The organism is Rhodococcus sp. NPDC019050 (assembly GCF_055664235.1).
Map to the genome: position 1 here is coordinate 1 of NZ_JBVOON010000026.1, position 16,104 is coordinate 16,104.

The 16,104-nt window shown below is 66.4% G+C and carries 17 protein-coding genes, 1 tRNA gene and 1 other RNA gene; 13 read left to right on the forward strand and 6 right to left on the reverse strand.

Annotated elements, in window-relative coordinates; translation table 11 throughout:
* Nucleotides 1-147 precede the first annotated feature (147 nt).
* The gene (locus AC0B44_RS20180) at nucleotides 148-756 is read right to left on the reverse strand and encodes a transglycosylase family protein (protein ID WP_471904552.1); all 609 of its coding nucleotides are present in this window, start codon (nucleotides 754-756) and stop codon (nucleotides 148-150) included.
* 445 nt (nucleotides 757-1,201) lie between these two features.
* Here AC0B44_RS20180 and AC0B44_RS20185 point away from each other — a divergent pair.
* Nucleotides 1,202-1,278 (forward strand) — tRNA-Met (locus tag AC0B44_RS20185).
* A gap of 57 nt (nucleotides 1,279-1,335) precedes the next feature.
* Here AC0B44_RS20185 and AC0B44_RS20190 read toward each other — a convergent pair.
* Nucleotides 1,336-3,021, reverse strand: coding sequence for an acyl-CoA synthetase (locus AC0B44_RS20190; protein WP_471904553.1), 1,686 nt, complete (start codon nucleotides 3,019-3,021; stop codon nucleotides 1,336-1,338).
* 319 nt (nucleotides 3,022-3,340) lie between these two features.
* Between AC0B44_RS20190 and AC0B44_RS20195 the strand changes: the two genes are divergently transcribed.
* The gene (locus AC0B44_RS20195) at nucleotides 3,341-4,285 is read left to right on the forward strand and encodes an alpha/beta hydrolase (RefSeq protein ID WP_471904587.1); all 945 of its coding nucleotides are present in this window, start codon (nucleotides 3,341-3,343) and stop codon (nucleotides 4,283-4,285) included.
* Between the two features lie 69 nt (nucleotides 4,286-4,354).
* Here the strand turns inward: AC0B44_RS20195 and AC0B44_RS20200 are convergent, their stop codons facing one another.
* From AC0B44_RS20200 to hisN, 3 genes are all read right to left on the reverse strand, one after another.
* Nucleotides 4,355-5,569: an acyl-CoA dehydrogenase family protein gene (locus tag AC0B44_RS20200; RefSeq protein WP_471904554.1), complete on the reverse strand. Its 1,215-nt coding sequence runs from the start codon at nucleotides 5,567-5,569 to the stop codon at nucleotides 4,355-4,357.
* Nucleotides 5,570-5,597: 28 nt separating this feature from the next.
* The gene (locus tag AC0B44_RS20205) at nucleotides 5,598-6,992 is read right to left on the reverse strand and encodes an acyl-CoA dehydrogenase family protein (protein WP_471904588.1); all 1,395 of its coding nucleotides are present in this window, start codon (nucleotides 6,990-6,992) and stop codon (nucleotides 5,598-5,600) included.
* 108 nt (nucleotides 6,993-7,100) lie between these two features.
* The gene (gene hisN / locus AC0B44_RS20210; RefSeq protein ID WP_378528713.1) at nucleotides 7,101-7,886 is read right to left on the reverse strand and encodes a histidinol-phosphatase; all 786 of its coding nucleotides are present in this window, start codon (nucleotides 7,884-7,886) and stop codon (nucleotides 7,101-7,103) included.
* 32 nt (nucleotides 7,887-7,918) lie between these two features.
* Between hisN and prfB the strand changes: the two genes are divergently transcribed.
* From prfB to ssrA, 9 genes are all read left to right on the forward strand, one after another.
* Nucleotides 7,919-9,037: a peptide chain release factor 2 gene (gene prfB / locus AC0B44_RS20215; protein WP_471904555.1), complete on the forward strand. Its 1,119-nt coding sequence runs from the start codon at nucleotides 7,919-7,921 to the stop codon at nucleotides 9,035-9,037.
* 21 nt (nucleotides 9,038-9,058) lie between these two features.
* On the forward strand, nucleotides 9,059-9,943 hold the full coding sequence (locus AC0B44_RS20220; protein WP_378528711.1) for a mechanosensitive ion channel family protein: 885 nt from the start codon (nucleotides 9,059-9,061) through the stop codon (nucleotides 9,941-9,943).
* Nucleotides 9,940-10,407 (forward strand): hypothetical protein, encoded by a 468-nt coding sequence (locus AC0B44_RS20225; RefSeq protein WP_471904556.1) that lies wholly within the window; start codon nucleotides 9,940-9,942, stop codon nucleotides 10,405-10,407. Before AC0B44_RS20220 ends, AC0B44_RS20225 begins: the two co-directional genes overlap by 4 nt.
* A 31-nt stretch (nucleotides 10,408-10,438) precedes the next feature.
* Nucleotides 10,439-11,128: a cell division ATP-binding protein FtsE gene (gene ftsE, locus AC0B44_RS20230; RefSeq protein ID WP_471904557.1), complete on the forward strand. Its 690-nt coding sequence runs from the start codon at nucleotides 10,439-10,441 to the stop codon at nucleotides 11,126-11,128.
* A gap of 50 nt (nucleotides 11,129-11,178) precedes the next feature.
* Nucleotides 11,179-12,084, forward strand: a complete 906-nt coding sequence (gene ftsX, locus AC0B44_RS20235; RefSeq protein ID WP_471904558.1) for a permease-like cell division protein FtsX — start codon at nucleotides 11,179-11,181, stop codon at nucleotides 12,082-12,084.
* Nucleotides 12,085-12,153: 69 nt separating this feature from the next.
* A complete protein-coding gene (gene smpB / locus AC0B44_RS20240) occupies nucleotides 12,154-12,630 on the forward strand; it encodes an SsrA-binding protein SmpB (RefSeq protein ID WP_072699659.1) in 477 nt (158 codons plus the stop codon).
* Nucleotides 12,627-13,484, forward strand: coding sequence for an EamA family transporter (locus AC0B44_RS20245; RefSeq protein ID WP_471904589.1), 858 nt, complete (start codon nucleotides 12,627-12,629; stop codon nucleotides 13,482-13,484). The genes smpB and AC0B44_RS20245 overlap by 4 nt, the downstream gene beginning before the upstream one ends.
* Before the next feature lie 121 nt (nucleotides 13,485-13,605).
* A complete protein-coding gene (locus AC0B44_RS20250; protein ID WP_471904559.1) occupies nucleotides 13,606-14,016 on the forward strand; it encodes a TIGR03667 family PPOX class F420-dependent oxidoreductase in 411 nt (136 codons plus the stop codon).
* A 127-nt stretch (nucleotides 14,017-14,143) separates the two neighbouring features.
* Nucleotides 14,144-14,515: a transfer-messenger RNA gene (gene ssrA / locus AC0B44_RS20255) on the forward strand.
* 59 nt (nucleotides 14,516-14,574) lie between these two features.
* Here ssrA and AC0B44_RS20260 read toward each other — a convergent pair.
* The gene (locus tag AC0B44_RS20260; RefSeq protein ID WP_471904560.1) at nucleotides 14,575-15,099 is read right to left on the reverse strand and encodes an SRPBCC family protein; all 525 of its coding nucleotides are present in this window, start codon (nucleotides 15,097-15,099) and stop codon (nucleotides 14,575-14,577) included.
* A 386-nt stretch (nucleotides 15,100-15,485) separates the two neighbouring features.
* Between AC0B44_RS20260 and AC0B44_RS20265 the strand changes: the two genes are divergently transcribed.
* On the forward strand, nucleotides 15,486-15,656 hold the full coding sequence (locus tag AC0B44_RS20265; protein WP_471904561.1) for a hypothetical protein: 171 nt from the start codon (nucleotides 15,486-15,488) through the stop codon (nucleotides 15,654-15,656).
* An 81-nt stretch (nucleotides 15,657-15,737) separates the two neighbouring features.
* On the forward strand, nucleotides 15,738-15,980 hold the full coding sequence (locus tag AC0B44_RS20270) for a DUF2630 family protein (RefSeq protein ID WP_471904562.1): 243 nt from the start codon (nucleotides 15,738-15,740) through the stop codon (nucleotides 15,978-15,980).
* Nucleotides 15,981-16,104: the final 124 nt, after the last annotated feature.

Below are 16,104 nucleotides of genomic sequence, written 5' to 3' on the forward strand. Positions count from 1 at the left end.
CGCAAAACGCTCGGCTGGGATACCCCAGCCGAGCGTCTGCGTGATCTAATCACCACCAACTAACAGCGGTGTTGCGTCGACCCCTTGAAACCGCCTCTACCGCGGGGCCCCGCTTCGTCTCGTACGGCGGACGCCGTGGACATTCGATCAGACGCCGGGCAGGGCCGCGACGACCTGGTCGAACTGCTCTCCGTAGCCGTACTGCACGGCTACATTGCGCGCGACGTCGATGTACTGCTGGACCTGGGCCGGGTCGACGGAGCGTGCGACGTCGACGTACTGCTGCACCTCGGCAGGCAGGACGGGCGCGACAGCGTCGACGTAGGGCTGCACCTCGACCGGGACGGCCGGAGCTTCCTGCGCGGGAGCCGGGGCCGGAGCAACTTCGGGCGCCGGGGCGGGCGCCGGGGTCGGCGCAGGCGCTTCGGTGAGGTACTGGCCGCAGACAGGCCATGCGCCCGGACCCTGCGTCTGGAGGGTGTTCTCGGCGACGCGGATCTGCTCCTCCTTGGATGCCTGGTGCGGCATGCCGGTGCCGCCGTTGGCCTCCCAGGTGCTCTGCGAGAACTGCAGACCGCCGTAATAGCCGTTGCCCGTGTTGATGGACCAGTTACCACCGGACTCGCACTGCGCGACCGCATCCCAGTTGTGGGTGGCAGCGGACGCGGTACCCGTGGCGAGACCGAGCGGAACGGTGGCCAGGACCCCGGTGGCAAGGGCAGCGCCGACGGTGCGTTTGCTGAACAATTTGGTCATCGGTGTGGAGAACCTCCTCGCGCTCGCAGACCGCGTGGGCCCGCGAGATCGGTGCATTCGGTGGTGCCCGATCCGGGGCGGTGCGGCCGCGCACTCTGCCCCGTCGGACTGTCGTCGCCACCGGGTCTTCGCCAGAGTCGACACGGCGGGCCGGTGGTGGTTCCGTTCGAACCGGCACCGAAGGTACAAAAGGATTCCGGCCCGTTCATCCCGCGGATTGTTACGGCTGAAATCCACTTTGTGAGAAAAGAAATCTGCGTCTTCGCAGGTAGGCGCGGCGTGTTGTCTGGGTAAGCCAAGATCGTTACCGGAGCGTTATGTGTCGGAGGTCATGGGTGGACGGTGGTTCGCCTCACGCGTACCGACGCGAAATCGCGTTGTCGTAGGCATGGTGCCCCGGCAATTTGCTTTCCGTTTCAGCGCTCCTGTAGGTTCGATCATGCAACGCGGGGTGGAGCAGCTCGGTAGCTCGCTGGGCTCATAACCCAGAGGTCGCAGGTTCAAATCCTGTCCCCGCTACCACGACAAGGCCCGGGAATCATATGTGATTCCCGGGCCTTGAACGTTGTGTACCGCCGATCAGCCCGTGGGTGCGGCGGAAGCGCCTTCGTCGGCACCTGTTCCCGGCGGATCCATCTCGACGAGCACCCGGCGCAACAGCTTCCCGGTCGCATTGCGCGGCAATTCGTCCAGGAAGATCACGTCCCGCGGAATCTTGTACCGCGCGAGGTTGGACCGTACGAAGGACTTGATGTCTTCGGGGTCGCGCGCCGACGTCGGCGACGGCACGACGAACGCTCGGAGGCGATGCCCGAACTCGGGATCCGAAATGCCGACGACGGCAACGTCGAACACGTCGTCGCGTTCGGCGAGCAGGTTCTCGACTTCGAGTGGATAGACGTTCTCGCCACCGGAGACGATCATGTCGTCGTCGCGACCGTCGACGAACAGCCGTCCTTGCTCGTCCCAGTGGCCGAGGTCGCCGATCGAGAGCATCCCGTCGATGCGCTCCTTGTCCCGGCCGTCGGTGTACCCGGCGAAGCTCAGGCCGCTGGCGACGAAGATGCGGCCCACGGCGTTGGGTTCGGTGATGCGGGTGCCGTCGGCGTCGTACAGCGACACCCGGCAGGTCACGGGAGGTCGTCCGGCAGTGCCGGGAGCGAGTCGGATGTCCTCGGGCGTCGCGACGGTGGCGACGGCACATTCGGTCGACCCGTACAGGTTGTGCAGGACCTCCCCGAAGGACTCGCGCGTGCGGCGGCACACGTCGGGGGACAGTGCCGAGCCGGCGGAGAAGATGATCTCGAGGCTCGACGTGTCGTACTCTGCGATCTTCTCGGGGCCGAGGTCGAGAATTCGCTGGAGCATCGTGGGCACCACCACCAGCACGTTCGCGTGATGCCGGTCGATCAGCCTCAGCGTCTCGGTGGGGGAGAAGCGTCGCATCATCACGATCGTCTGACCCAGCGCGAGGGCTATCGCGAACTGCGACACTCCGGTCCCGTGGAATGCGGGGGCAGCCATCAGCATCGTCTGACCCGGACGCAGCGGTACCCGGTCGAGGAACTGGGCAGAGGCGAGCGGCGAGGTGCGACCGCGCGGCGCGCCCTTCGGGGTGCCGGTCGTGCCGCTGGTCAGCAGAACGAATCCCCCGAAGACCGTCGGCGCCGGGGGCGACGAGGAGTCGATTCCCTCGATCACTTCTTCGAGGGTCGGAACGCCGGGCACCTCCTCGTCCGCCCACGACACGTAGCGGTGCACGCTGTCGGGCAGCGCGGCCGCCACCTCGGCGAACTCGGAGTCGAACACGAAACTCGTGACATCCTCGCGTTCGGCTACCTCCGCGAGTTGACGCGGTGCGAACCCGGTGTTCATCATCACCAGCCGTACGCCGAGTTTCGCGGCTGCCAGCATCGTGACGACGAGTCCGCGATGGTTGCGTGCCATGATGCCCATCGACGACCCCGGTGTGATGCCGTCGTTCTGCCACGCCCGCACGAGGGCGTTGGACCAGTCCTCGAGTTGCCGGTACGTGACCTCGCCCCGTTCGTCGACGATCGCGGGCACGTTCGGACTTCGGCCCGCGTGGGCGTGCACCGGCCCGGCGAACGGCCCGTACTTCCGGGCGGCCGCCATGGTGGCAAGGCTTTGGTCGACCCGAGGGAAGTGGAGCAGTCCTGCCCGTCGCATCACGGCGAGGGCGCCCACTGCATCGGTGATGCCGTCGACGGCACCGCGGACATTCTTGAGATCGAGCACCGGCATCGGTGGCCCTTTCGGCTTCGAACAAGGATGGGGGTTTGCTCACACCCTAGTAGTGATGTGTATCACACACGGCGGAATGTCCGAATTTGCGCGCGGCGGCCGCGCCACACCCCCGGGGTGGTCGTGGGACATCTCACTGGAGCATCTTCGTGAACAGGAGTTATGCGGCGAGGCGCATGTATCCGGGTAATACGGGCGCAACGGGCGCCGATGTACTCGAAGAACACTCGACCGATCGTCCGTGGGCAACACGCCCACAGAAAGGGTGCAGGTGCTCCGCGTGACCCGCTCCGACAATTCCTCGCTCAGTAGACGAACGATGCTCAAGACCGCGCTCGCGGGCGCAGCCGGACTCGCCGGCGCCGCAGCCATGACCACGTCGGTGCCGGCAGTCGCGAAGGCCGTACCCGCGGGAGGGTACGAAGAGCTCTGGGTGAACTCGGAGATGGGCCCGATCAAGTGCCAGGTGCAGTGGGCCAAGCGCGGCGGCAGCGCGGCGCTGTACCTGCTCGACGGCATGCGTGCCCGCCCGGACGCCAACGCCTGGTCGTTCGAGACGAACGCCTTCGAGCAGTTCGCGCTCGACAACGTCACGCTCGTGATGCCGGTGGGCGGCGAGTCCAGTTGGTATAGCGACTGGTACAACGCCAGCAACTTCAACCAGCAGAGCGTGACGTACAAGTGGGAGACGTTCCTGACCCGTCACCTGCCCGCAGCGCTCGCCGCGCGCGGGGTCGACCGCACCCGCACCGGCATCGCCGGACTGTCGATGGGCGGCACGGCGGCGCTGAACGTCGCGGCGCACCACCGCGACCAGTTCAAGTTCGCCGCATCCTTCTCCGGCTACCTGTGGCTCAATGCTCCGGGCATGCGCTCCGCGATCCGGATCGCGATGCTCGACGCCGGCCTCTACAACGTCGATGCCATGTACGGGCCGCCCTGGGACGAGTCGTGGGCGCGCAACGACCCGTTCACTCAGGCCGAGAGCCTGCGCGGGTTGCCGATGTACATCTCCGCAGGCAGCGGGATCCCCGGATACGCCGACCACGTCGAGAACATGGTCGACGTCGTGAACACCGCCAACGGCATGGGACTCGAAGCGTTGTCGCTCGCGACCACCCGGGCGTTCCAGGCCCGCCTGGACAGCCTGGGTATCGGTGCGGCGTACAACTTCCCGAACGTCGGTACCCACAGCTGGCCGTACTGGTCCGAGGAACTGTGGCGGGCACGCCCGCACATCCTGGACGCACTCCGCGCCCGCTGATCCCCCCGAGACGACCGACGGGCGGCACCTCGTGGTGCCGCCCGTCGGTCTGTTCGGTTGAGGAGCAGGCTACTTCAACTCCGCCGACGTCTTGCCCAGCACGCGTCGCGCGACGATGAGCTGCTGGATCTGCTGGGTGCCCTCGAAGATGTCGAGAATCTTCGAGTCGCGCGACCACTTCTCGAGCAGCGGGCGCTCCGAATACCCGTACGTGCCGGCCAGTTCGACCGCCTTGAGCGACACGGCCGTACCGGTACGACCTGCCTTCGCCTTGGAAATCGACGCCTCGAGAGAGTTGGGCTTCTTGTTGTCCGCCATCCACGTCGCGCGGAGCGCGAGCAGATACGCGGCCTCCCAATCTGCCTCGAGTGCAAGGAATTCGGCGGCCGCGGCGTGCTGGTTGTTGGCGGGCACGTCGTAGGACACCTCGACTCCGGCGTCCTTGAGGATGGCGCGCAACTCCTCGAGCACCGCACGGCCGAGACCGATCGCCATACCCGCGACGATCGGGCGGGTGTTGTCGAAGGTCTGCATGACCCCGGCGAAACCTTTCTCGGCGTTCACTTCGGGTGAGCCGAGGATGTTGTCCTTCGGGATGCGGCAGTTGTCGAGCAGCAGGACCGCCGTGTCGGACGCCTTGATGCCGAGTTTGTGCTCGAGGCGTGCGACGCTCAGGCCCGGCGCCTCCCGCGGGACGACGAACGACTTGATCGCGGCGCGGCCCTTGGACTTGTCGACGGTCGCCCATACGACAACGTGCGTGGACCGCTCACCGGCGGTGACGAAGATCTTCTCGCCGTTGAGGACCCATTCGTCACCGTCGAGCACGGCGGTGGTGGTCACGGCGGCGGAGTCGGAACCGAATCCGGGCTCGGTGATCGCCATCGAGGCCCACACCTTGCCGAAACGCTCGAGTTGTTCGTCGGTGGCGACGGCCGCGATGGCGGAGTTGCCCAGGCCCTGATAGGGGATCGACAAGGTCAGACCCACGTCGCCCCAGCAGGTTTCGATGACGTTGAGGAGCCCGGCCATGTTGCCGCCGTTGAGGTTTCCGGACGCACTGTCGGACTTGGCTTTCGCGTCGCGACCGAGGGTCGCACCTGCGGTGCCTTGGCCCGAGTCGTTGAGCCCTTCGACCATCGCCGCCATCGTGTCGAGTTCGACGGGGTACTCGTGCTCGGCGAGATCGTACTTGCGGGAGATCGGGCGGAAGATCTGCGCGGCGACCTGATGGGCCTGGTTCGCGGAAGCCTTGAGCTTCTTGGGAAGTTCGAGATTGATCATCACAGGTTCCTTGTTCGGATCGGGCCGCTCAGATGAGGACGACGCCTTCGGCGACACCGATGGCACGCAGGTCGCGGTACCAGCGCTCGACGGGATGTTCCTTCGTGAAACCGTGGCCTCCGAGCAGTTGCACACCGTCGAGGCCGATCTTCATGCCCTTGTCCGTCGCGAGCTTGCGGGCGAGCGCAGCCTCGCGGGCGAACGACAGACCCTGCTCCGCACGGGATGCGCCCCGCAGCGTCACCAGGCGCATGCCGTCCAGTTCGATCTTGATATCGGCGACCATGAACGCCACGGCCTGACGATTGCTGACCGGTTCGCCGAACGCGTGCCGCTCGTTGACGTAGGGGATCACGTAGTCGAGCACCGCCTGGGAGGTGCCCAGGGCGAGCGACGCCCAGCCGAGGCGCGAGAGTCGCACCGCGTCGGCGTACTGCTCGGCGCGCACGTCCGGGTTCTCGTCACCGAGCAGGCCGGACTGCGGGACCGCGACGTTCTCGAGCAGCAGGCGTCCGAGGCCCGCGGCGCGAAGGCCCATGCTCGGGTCGGCCTCGATGACCACACCCTTGCTCTTGGCCTCGACGATGAAGAACGACGGCTTGCCGTCGAGTTCGGCTGCGACGATGAACAACTCGGCGCTGCCGGCGGCCGGCACGAGTGCCTTGACGCCGTTGAGGCGGTAGCCGCTGGGGGAGCGCACGGCCTTGGTCTCCAGCGCGAACGGGTCGAACAGCGCGCGCGGCTCCGCGACCACCACCGATGCCTGCGGCACGTCCTCGCTCGCGAAGGCGGGCAGGTAGGTCTGCTGCTGCTCGTCGGTGCCCCACTGGGTGAGCGCGACGGCCACACCGCTGGGCGCGAGGATCGGAAGCGCCAGGCCCATGTCACCGTGGGCGAGTGCCTCGGCGACGAGCGCGTTGGTGACGACGCCACGCTCGGTGGCGACACCGTCGAACGCCTCGGGGACGTTGACCATGGTGATGCCGAGTTCGGCGGCGCGCGCGAGCAGATCCGCGGGAGCGGCCGCAGCGGCGTCGGCGTCGTAGGCGGCCGGCCGAATGATCTCCGCGGCGAACTCGCGCACCGTGTCGGTGATCATCTGCTGGTCGTCGGTGGGGGTGAGGTCGAAGAAATCGGCGTTCTTCGCCGTCGTCAATCGCTGCGGCGCGCTGCCGCCCGACACCTTCTTGAAGGTTCGGGTCGCGGCGCCGAGGGTCTTGAACCCCGTCTTGGTGGACTGGTACGTCACCCGGTCGATGGTCTGGCGGATGTTGTACCGGTCGGCGAGCTCGGACCCGGTGATCCGGGTGAGCACGCGCATCGCGGCCCCCATCGCGTCGCGTTTGAACGGGTTGAGACCGACGGCGGAGGTGTCGCGGCGAGGTGTGTTCCGGGGCACGCTGTCTTGCTTGCTCATGATCACCAGAGGTTTCTCGATGCGGGAGCGGACGATCACCGATCTTACTTCTGAGTAAGGTGTGATGTCTACTACTGGGTAAGTTCCCCCTGGCCGCATCGCCCCGTCACGTCGTCACCGCAGGCGCGCGAGAACCTCGTCGTGCAGGTGTCCGTTGGTTGCGATGGCACTCCCACCGTGCGGGCCGGCGGCACCTTCGAGGTTCGTGAACCGCCCGCCCGCCTCGCGAACCAGCACGTCCAATGCGGCAAGGTCCCACAGCGATACCTCCGGTTCGAGCGCGACCTCCAGCGCACCTTCCGCGAGCAGGCAGTACGAGAAGAAGTCGCCGTACGCACGCACCCGCCACACCTCGTCGGTGAGGGAGACGAACTGCTCCCGCAGTCCGCGCTCGCGCCAGCCGGACAGGCTCGAGAAGCTCAGCGACGCGGACTCGAGCGCGCGTACCTGCGACACCGCGAGTCGCCGGGGCTCGCCCGAGTCGTACGAAACGAAGGCGCCTGCACCGGCGGCTGCCCACCAGCGCCGATTCAGGGCCGGAGCGCTCACCACACCGACGACGGGCACGCCGTCGTCGAGCAGCGAGATCAATGTCGCCCACACCGGGACGCCCCGCACGAAGTTCTTGGTGCCGTCGATCGGATCGACGACCCACTGGCGGCCCGAGAACACCGCGTCACCGCCGAACTCCTCACCGAGCACCGCGTCACCCGGGCGCTCGGCTTCGAGAACCTCACGCACCAACCGTTCGACAGCGAGGTCGGCGTCCGACACGGGAGTCAGATCCGGCTTGTCGTCGACCTCGAGGTCGAGCGCGCCGAAGCGGTTGCGGGTGATCGCATCCGCGTCGTCTGCGAGGCGGAGGGCGAGGTCCAGATCTGCGGTGTAGTCGGTGGGCATGAAGGAAACGCTAGCGGCTACCCTTGAAAATCGTGCACCCCGATGTTTCCGCAGACCTGGCCGAACTCGATACGACCCTCCGCACCGTGGAGTCCGTCCTCGACGTCGAGGAGTTGCGCCGCCGGATCGACGAACTCGAGCACCAGGCCGCGGACCCCGAATTGTGGAACAACCAGGAGCACGCGCAGAAGGTGACCAGCGAGTTGTCGCACGCGCAGGGCGAGTTGCGGCGCGTCGAGAACCTGCGCGAGCGGCTCGACGACCTGCCGGTGCTCTACGAGCTGGCCGAAGGTGAAGAGGGCGACGCCGCCGTCGCGGCACACGCCGACGCCGACGCCGAACGCGCAAGCCTGCGGGTCGACATCCAGGCGATGGAGGTGCGGACGCTGCTGTCGGGCGAGTACGACCAGCGCGACGCCCTCGTCAACATCCGCGCCGGCGCCGGCGGAATCGACGCCGCGGACTGGGCCGAGATGCTCATGCGCATGTACATCCGCTGGGCCGACAAGCACGGCTACGGCGTCGAGGTCTACGACACGTCCTACGCGGAAGAAGCGGGCATCAAGTCCGCGACCTTCACGGTCAAGGCCCCGTACACCTACGGGACGCTCTCGGTCGAGATGGGAACCCACCGCCTCGTGCGGATCAGCCCGTTCGACAACCAGGGCCGTCGTCAGACGTCCTTCGCAGAGGTCGAAGTGCTTCCCGTGGTGGAGACCACCGACCACATCGAGGTCGACGAGAACGACGTGCGCGTCGACGTCTACCGCTCGTCCGGCCCGGGTGGCCAGTCGGTCAACACCACCGACTCCGCGGTGCGCCTGACCCACATCCCGACCGGCATCGTCGTGACCTGTCAGAACGAGAAGTCGCAGCTGCAGAACAAGGTCGCCGCGATGCGCGTGCTGCAGGCGAAGCTGCTCGAGCGCAAGCGCAAGGAAGAGCGCGCCGAGATGGATGCGCTCAAGGGCGACGGCGGCAGCTCGTGGGGCAACCAGATGCGCTCGTACGTGCTGCATCCGTACCAGATGGTCAAGGACCTCCGTACCGAGTACGAGGTCAACAATCCGTCCGCTGTACTCGACGGCGACATCGACGGCTTCCTCGAAGCCGGGATCCGCTGGCGGATGCGGGAGGAACAGAAGTCGTGATGAGGGGTGAGAGGCGGTCGCGTGGTGTTTCCCGGGAGTAGTCTCCTCGACTGGCTCTCGAGCAACGGGCTGCTGATCGTCCTGACCGTCCTCGGTGCGACACTGATCGCCCGGTTCGTGTCCTGGGGCGGCGAGCGGATCACCCGGCGCATCGACGAGACCTACGAGCAATCCGACGACCTGGTGCGATCGGAGGCCACAAAGCATCGCCACTCGATGGCGCAGGTCATCACGTGGATGTTGATCTCGTTCATCTACATCATCGCGACGCTGAAGGTGTTCGACCACCTCGACCTGCCGCTCGGCAGCCTGGTCGCGCCGGCGACGGTGATCGGTGCAGCGCTCGGTTTCGGGGCGCAGCGCATCGTCCAGGACATCCTCGCCGGCTTCTTCATCATCACCGAACGTCAGTACGGGTTCGGCGACACCGTGCAGATCTCCGTCACGGGTGCTTCCGAGGACGCCGTCGGCACCGTCGAAGACGTGACGTTGCGGGTCACCCGGGTCCGGAGCACCGCCGGTGAGGTCATCATCGTGCCGAACGGCCAGATCAACAAGGCGGTCAACCTGTCGAAGGACTGGGCGCGCGCCGTGGTCGACGTGCCGATTCCGGTCAGCGCCGACATCTCCGACGTCACCGACATCCTCCGCGAGGTCGGCGTCGCGGCGTACAACGACACCCGCGTACGCGAACTGCTCCTCGACGAACCCAGCGTGATGGGCGTCGAAAGCCTCGAGGTCGATCAGCTCAGCGTCCGGATGGTGGCTCGTACGCTCCCCGGTAAACAGTTCCAGGTCGGTCGCCTGCTCCGTGCACGGATCGCGCGTGCTCTGCGGGTCCAGGGGATCACCGTCACCCCGCAACTCGGCACCGCGAGTGTCGTCGATCGGTCGGAGGCCCCGTGAGCGGCGAAAAGCCTTTCTGGTCCCGGATACCGTCGCATCTGCTGGGCGGCAAGGTCCGCACCGCGACGCTGGGCCTGTGCGTGCTGTGGCTCGCGCTGTGGGTGCTCTACCTGTTCCTCAATCAGCCGGACAAGCCCGCTGAGGCGCCACCGTCGGCCGTGATAATCTCCGAGACGCCCTACGTTCCGTTCGTGCCGTCCCCGTCGACACCGGAACCGTCGGTGACCCCGGTTCCGCCGACGGAAAGCTTCGTGCCCGACTCGACCGTGCCGTCGACGACCACGGGGACCGTGCCGCCGAATCCGGGGGTCGCGCCGACGACCACGCCGCCGCAGAATCCGTCGGCGCCCACGACCGGGACCACGACCACGACCCGGCAGATGCCGTTCGACTTGCAGATTCCGGGACTCCCGACCGTGGACGAGCAGAGCGACACTCCCGGAACGGGTGAGCCGGGACAGTAGGTCACCGTCGGGTAACGGCTAGCATGGCGTCGTGATCCGGCTGGAGAATGTGTCCAAGTCCTACAAGACGTCCACGCGTCCTGCCCTCGACAACGTGTCGGTCGAGGTGGAGAAGGGCGAGTTCGTGTTTCTCATCGGACCGTCCGGCTCCGGGAAGTCGACGTTCCTGCGACTGCTGTTGCGAGAGGACCGGCCCACCAGTGGCGAGATCCACGTGGCGGACTTCCACGTCAATCGACTTTCAGGTCGCCGGGTGCCGAAGCTGCGCCAGAACCTGGGGTGCGTGTTCCAGGACTTCCGGCTCCTCCAGCGCAAGACGGTCGCCGAGAACATCTCGTTCGCGCTCGAGGTGATCGGGAAGCCCCGGTCGGTGATCGAGCGCACCGTCCCCGAGGTCCTCGAACTCGTCGGACTGTCGGGCAAGGCGGACCGGCTTCCCGGAGAACTGTCCGGCGGTGAGCAGCAGCGTGTCGCCATCGCGCGGGCCTTCGTCAACCGTCCGCTCGTGCTGATGGCCGACGAACCCACCGGCAACCTCGACCCCGAGACCAGCCAGGACATCATGCTGCTGCTCGAGCGCATCAACCGCACCGGAACCACGGTCCTCATGGCGACCCACGATCACCACATCGTCGACTCGATGCGGCGGCGGGTCGTCGAACTCGATCTCGGGCGCCTCGTCCGGGACGACGCACGCGGCGTCTACGGCGTCGGCCGCTAGTCCGAGTCCTGCTCCGCGTTCCATCCGGCAACCGAAGGATCCCCACCCCGATGCGTGCCAGTTTCCTGTTCAGCGAGGTCACGACCGGCCTGCGCCGCAACCTCACCATGACGATCGCGATGATCCTCACCACCGCCATCTCTCTCGCGTTGTTCGGCGCCGGTCTGCTGGTGGTCCAGATGGCGGGTAAGACGCAGCAGATCTTCCTCGACCGGGTGGAGGTCCAGGTGTTCCTCACCGAAGACATCTCCTCGCTCGACCCCGGATGTGAACAGGAACTCTGCAGCACGCTGCGCAGCGACATCGAGAACACCGAGGACGTCGTGTCGGTGCAGTACCTCAGTCGTGACGATGCCGTCGCCGACGCGACCGACCGCGTCTTCGCCGACCAGCCCGAACTCGCCGAACTGGTCAGCGCCGACAGCTTCCCCGCATCCTTCAAGATCAAGATGTCGGACCCGGACCGGTTCGCGTTGATCCAGGACGAGTTCGGGACGCGCCCCGGCGTCGACAGCGTCCTCAACCAGCAGGATCTCGTCGAGCGACTCTTCGGCGTGCTCGGCGGTATCCGGAACGCCGCCTTCGCGATCGCCACGATCCAGGCCATCGCAGCCGTGCTGCTCATCGCGAACATGGTGCAGATCGCGGCGTTCACGCGACGCACCGAAGTCGGCATCATGAGGCTCGTCGGCGCGACCCGCTGGTACACCCAGCTTCCGTTCCTGCTGGAAGCCGTCGTCGCAGCGATCGTCGGTGCGGCCCTGGCGATCGCCGGGCTGTTCACCGCCAAGAGCGTGTTCGTCGACGGCATGCTCTCCGAGGTGTACGACGCGAATATCGTCGCCCGGATCACCGACAGCGACATCCTGCTGGTGGCCCCGTTCCTCGTGCTCGTCGGCGTGGGAATGGCCGCGTTGACCTCGTACGTGACCCTCCGCCTGTACGTGCGTGAATAACCGTTTGTCCCGGTTCCTATGCTGGACTGTGTTCTGTATCGACCGTTCGAGGACCGGAAGGGCCTGTAAGTGAAGGAAAAGGGCCGGAAGGTCATCGCGACCAACCGCAAGGCACGTCACAATTACGCCATCATCGACACCTTCGAGGCGGGCATCGCCCTCGTGGGAACCGAGGTGAAGAGCCTGCGCGAAGGCAAAGCGTCGCTCGTCGACGCGTTCGCGACCGTCGACGACGGCGAGGTGTGGCTGCGCGGGCTGCACATCCCCGAATACGGGCACGGCACCTGGACGAACCACGCGCCGCGCCGCACCCGCAAACTGCTGCTGCACCGACGCGAGATCGACACACTCGTCGGCAAGACCCGCGAAGGTAACCAGACGCTGGTTCCGCTGTCGATGTACTTCTCCGACGGCAAGGTCAAGGTCGAACTCGCACTCGCGCGCGGTAAGCAGGACTACGACAAGCGGCAGGATCTCGCCCGCCGCACCGCCGAACGCGAGGTGACCCGCGAACTCGGACGGCGCGTGAAGGGTATGCGCCGCTGATCGCGGTTGCGCTCGCGCTGGTCGCCGCGCTCGCATACGGGCTCAGTGACTTCGCGGGCGGAGCGTCCTCCCGGCGCGCCAGCGCCCTGGGCGTCGTCGCGGTCACGTACCCCGTCTCGCTCGTGATGGCGCTCCTCGTCGCGCCGTTCGTCGGAGGTGGGCCGACGGCCTCGTCGCTCGGGTGGGGAGCGGTCTCGGGGATCGCCGGCGGCATCGCGATCTGGTGGTTCTACCTGGCGCTCGCCTCCGGCCCGATGTCGGTCGTGTCCCCGCTCACCGCGATCCTCGTCGCGGGCATTCCTGTGCTCGTGGGAATTTCGCTCGGTGAGCGTCCGGGACTGCTGTCGTACGTGGGCATCGCCATTGCGCTCGTCGCCGTCGCACTGGTCAGCCGGGAATCCGACGAGACCGTCGTCGGCAACGAACATCCCCGCTTCACCGCGAGGGTCGCGTGGTTCACGGTGGGATCGGGCATCGCGTTCGCCCTGTCGTTCATCACGCTCGGCCAGATCGAGGAAGGGACCGGGCTGTGGGGGCTCGTCACCTCACGGCTGACCGCGACACTCGTCGTGTGGTCCGTCATCGCGGTGGTCTGGCGCAAAGTCGTGTGGCCGACCCGGGACATGGTGCCGATCCTGCTCGGGATCGGTGCGCTCGACGTTCTCGCCAACGGCGCCCTCATCTTCGCCTACCAGCAGGGCATGTTGTCGCTCGTGAGCGTCGTCGCCGCGCTCTATCCCGCCGGGACCGTCCTCCTCGCGATGGTCGTCCTGGGCGAACGCGTGGGCAGGGTCCGGCTCGTCGGCATGCTCGCAGCGGCGCTCGCGGTAGCGCTCATCAGCGTGGCGGCGTGAGTCTGCTCGAAGTCCGCCCGTAACGGTGCTCCGACCGTAGCCTGAAGGTTGTTGGGAACAGCGACCTGCGGGCTCGTTTCTGCTCGCCGGCGAATCCGGGTGAGTAAACGGGAGGCGACCGATGACCGATACCCTCGACCTGTCCGCCACCGTCGCGCGGAGACTCGCCGACGAATCGGTCATCTGGCTCACCACCGTGGACGCGAAGTCCACGCCGGTCCCGACCCCGGTGTGGTTCCTGTGGAGGGACGGAAGTTTCCTGCTGTTCTCGCAGCCGGGCACGCACAAACTCGCCAATATCGCCAGAGATCCCCGCGTGGCCCTCAACCTCAACTCCGACGCACACGGCGGCGACGTCGCTGTGTTCACGGGTCACGCCGTCATCGACACCGAGGTTCCGGACGACGACTGGAACCGCTTCGTGGACAAGTACGAGCGGCAGATGGCCTCCCTCGACTACACCCCCGCCCGGTTTCGCGACGACTATTCGGTGCCCGTCAGGGTGACTCCGGTCCGCGTCCGGCAGTGGTAGCGCCTGCGGTGTGAGCAGCCTCATTCCGTCCCGCAGCAGTGGGCTCGGAAATGAAAATGACACGAGACGGATTCATGGCTACAGTAGGTAGTCCTGCGGGGTTCACACGACCTCCGCAGGAACGTGCGGGGCTGAACGGTTTCGACTGCGTACGTTGAGCTAGGGGAAGCGTGTCGGTGCAGGCAAGAGACCACCGTAAGCGTCGCTGCAACCAATTAAGCGCCGAGACCACTCAGCGCGAGTACGCCCTCGCTGCCTAAGTAGCGATTGCGTCTCTGTCAGACCGGGTTTGCTCTCGACCCGGATCCTGGCATCGACTAGAGAGCTTTACCGTTCGGCTCGGTCGCGGAGTCGGATGGGACATCAAACAGCGACTGGGATCGTCATCCCGCCTTGTTCGCGAGAACGGGAGATCCAAGTAGAGACATAGCGAACTGCACACGGAGAAGCCCTGGCGAGGCGGCGGAGGACCCGGGTTCGATTCCCGGCAGCTCCACCGAAAACCCCAGGTGCGGGACCTTTCGAGGTTGCGCACCTGGGGTATTTTTTTTGGCCGGATCACCTGCCGTCCAGTAGCGCCGACATCTTGTCGAGGCATTGCTCGAGACCGGCCTTCGACTGGTCACGGGCCGCCTCGTCCGTGTAGCCGTATTCCGTCACCGTCAGCACCGTGCCCTGCTGCCCGTCGACGGGTGCGAAAGTGACGAGGTGCCGTACGTCGGCTGGGACGCCCGGGGGCGATCCGATCCGAGCACCGGTGTCGTCGGTGAACGTCAGGTCGAATTCGAGCAGGGTGGTCGGTTCGATCCTGCGGTACGTCCACGCGGTGAACATGTCCTGGCCGCCGAACTCGGCCGGCGCACGCATGCCGATGAGCGAGGTGCCGCCCACCCGGAAGTCGAGATCGGCCACCGGAACGGTGAACCCGTGAGGTCCCCACCAACTCTTCAGGTGGGTGGGGTCGTGCCAAGCGCGCCACGCATCCTCGGCGGGTGCGCGGAACTGCCGGGTGCCGACTACGTCGAATGTGGCGGCGTTGTTCGAAGCGGCGTCGTTCGTGTCGGCGTCTGATGTGGCGGACATGCTCATCTCCCTTGATCCTCCGGTCGCAAAACGGTCGTCGGTAAGACCTGCCGGCAGGTGCAGACTCATCGGACGCTTCGGCTGGAGCAGCGGTTCACCCGAGCGAGAAACCGCCCGGGTCCTCGGAGGATGTCTCCTGATCTTGTGGGCCGGAAGCGATTTTGGTTCACCTGGGCGTTTGTCCGAGTGGCAGGGAAGTTGGGAGGGAGGTAGTAATGGGGATATCCCCTCGCGGCGTGATCGTCGCGTCGAGGGATTCGGGTACAGCCAGTTGCCCGCCTTCTCGGATTCGATCCCACACCGGCCCCGCCCGTCTACAAACGAGGCGGTTGTCCGGTCCGAGAGTCGATCGAATCGAGCTTTCGCTTGAAAGGATCCACCCGATCGTGAGCACAGATTCCAGTTCTTCCGCTTCTTCTTCGTTTGCCGATTCACCGGAACCCGTCCGTTCCACGGGCCGGGCAGGGTCGATGACCACGGCCGAGATCAAGGCGCGCGTCGCGCAGATGTTCGGCGACACCGACGATTCCTCTCCACCCCCGGAGGCGCCCGCGTGATCCACCGGGACGCGGCAGTGCGTTTGGTAGACGTGCGAGTGGCTATGCCTTCGTCACGCACCGTGTCGAAGGAGGTCGGCGATGACAGAACACGATTTGTTCGAACGCATCGAGCAGTTGGTGCATCGCGAGCAGGAACTGCGCACTCGAGCAGTCGGTGACGGAATCTCCGACGACGATCGACAGGAACTGCGCACCGTGGAGGAGCGCTTGGACCAGTGCTGGGATCTGCTCCGTCGGCGGCGGGCGAAAGCAGAGTTCGGCGAAGACCCCGACGACGAGGGGCCGCGTCCGGCGGGAGAGGTCGAGTCGTACCAGCAGTAGGCCGACGCCGGGTCGAACCCACATCCTCGAAATCGTCTCGGGCTACCCACCCGTTTCCGGGGTGCAGGTGGCGCATGTCCGGGCGAGCACGGGCAAGATGAGACCTACACAGTCGACGAGGAGG

Coding starts and splice junctions, on each gene's coding strand:
- ftsX (WP_471904558.1), top strand. CDS start 11,179: ATGCGTGCCAGTTTCCTGTTCAGCGAGGTCACGACCGGCCTGCGCCGC.
- AC0B44_RS20250 (WP_471904559.1), top strand. CDS start 13,606: ATGACCGATACCCTCGACCTGTCCGCCACCGTCGCGCGGAGACTCGCC.
- AC0B44_RS20195 (WP_471904587.1), top strand. CDS start 3,341: ATGCTCAAGACCGCGCTCGCGGGCGCAGCCGGACTCGCCGGCGCCGCA.
- hisN (WP_378528713.1), bottom strand. CDS start 7,886: ATGCCCACCGACTACACCGCAGATCTGGACCTCGCCCTCCGCCTCGCA.
- AC0B44_RS20180 (WP_471904552.1), bottom strand. CDS start 756: ATGACCAAATTGTTCAGCAAACGCACCGTCGGCGCTGCCCTTGCCACC.
- AC0B44_RS20200 (WP_471904554.1), bottom strand. CDS start 5,569: ATGATCAATCTCGAACTTCCCAAGAAGCTCAAGGCTTCCGCGAACCAG.
- AC0B44_RS20270 (WP_471904562.1), top strand. CDS start 15,738: ATGACAGAACACGATTTGTTCGAACGCATCGAGCAGTTGGTGCATCGC.
- AC0B44_RS20190 (WP_471904553.1), bottom strand. CDS start 3,021: ATGCCGGTGCTCGATCTCAAGAATGTCCGCGGTGCCGTCGACGGCATC.
- AC0B44_RS20260 (WP_471904560.1), bottom strand. CDS start 15,099: ATGTCCGCCACATCAGACGCCGACACGAACGACGCCGCTTCGAACAAC.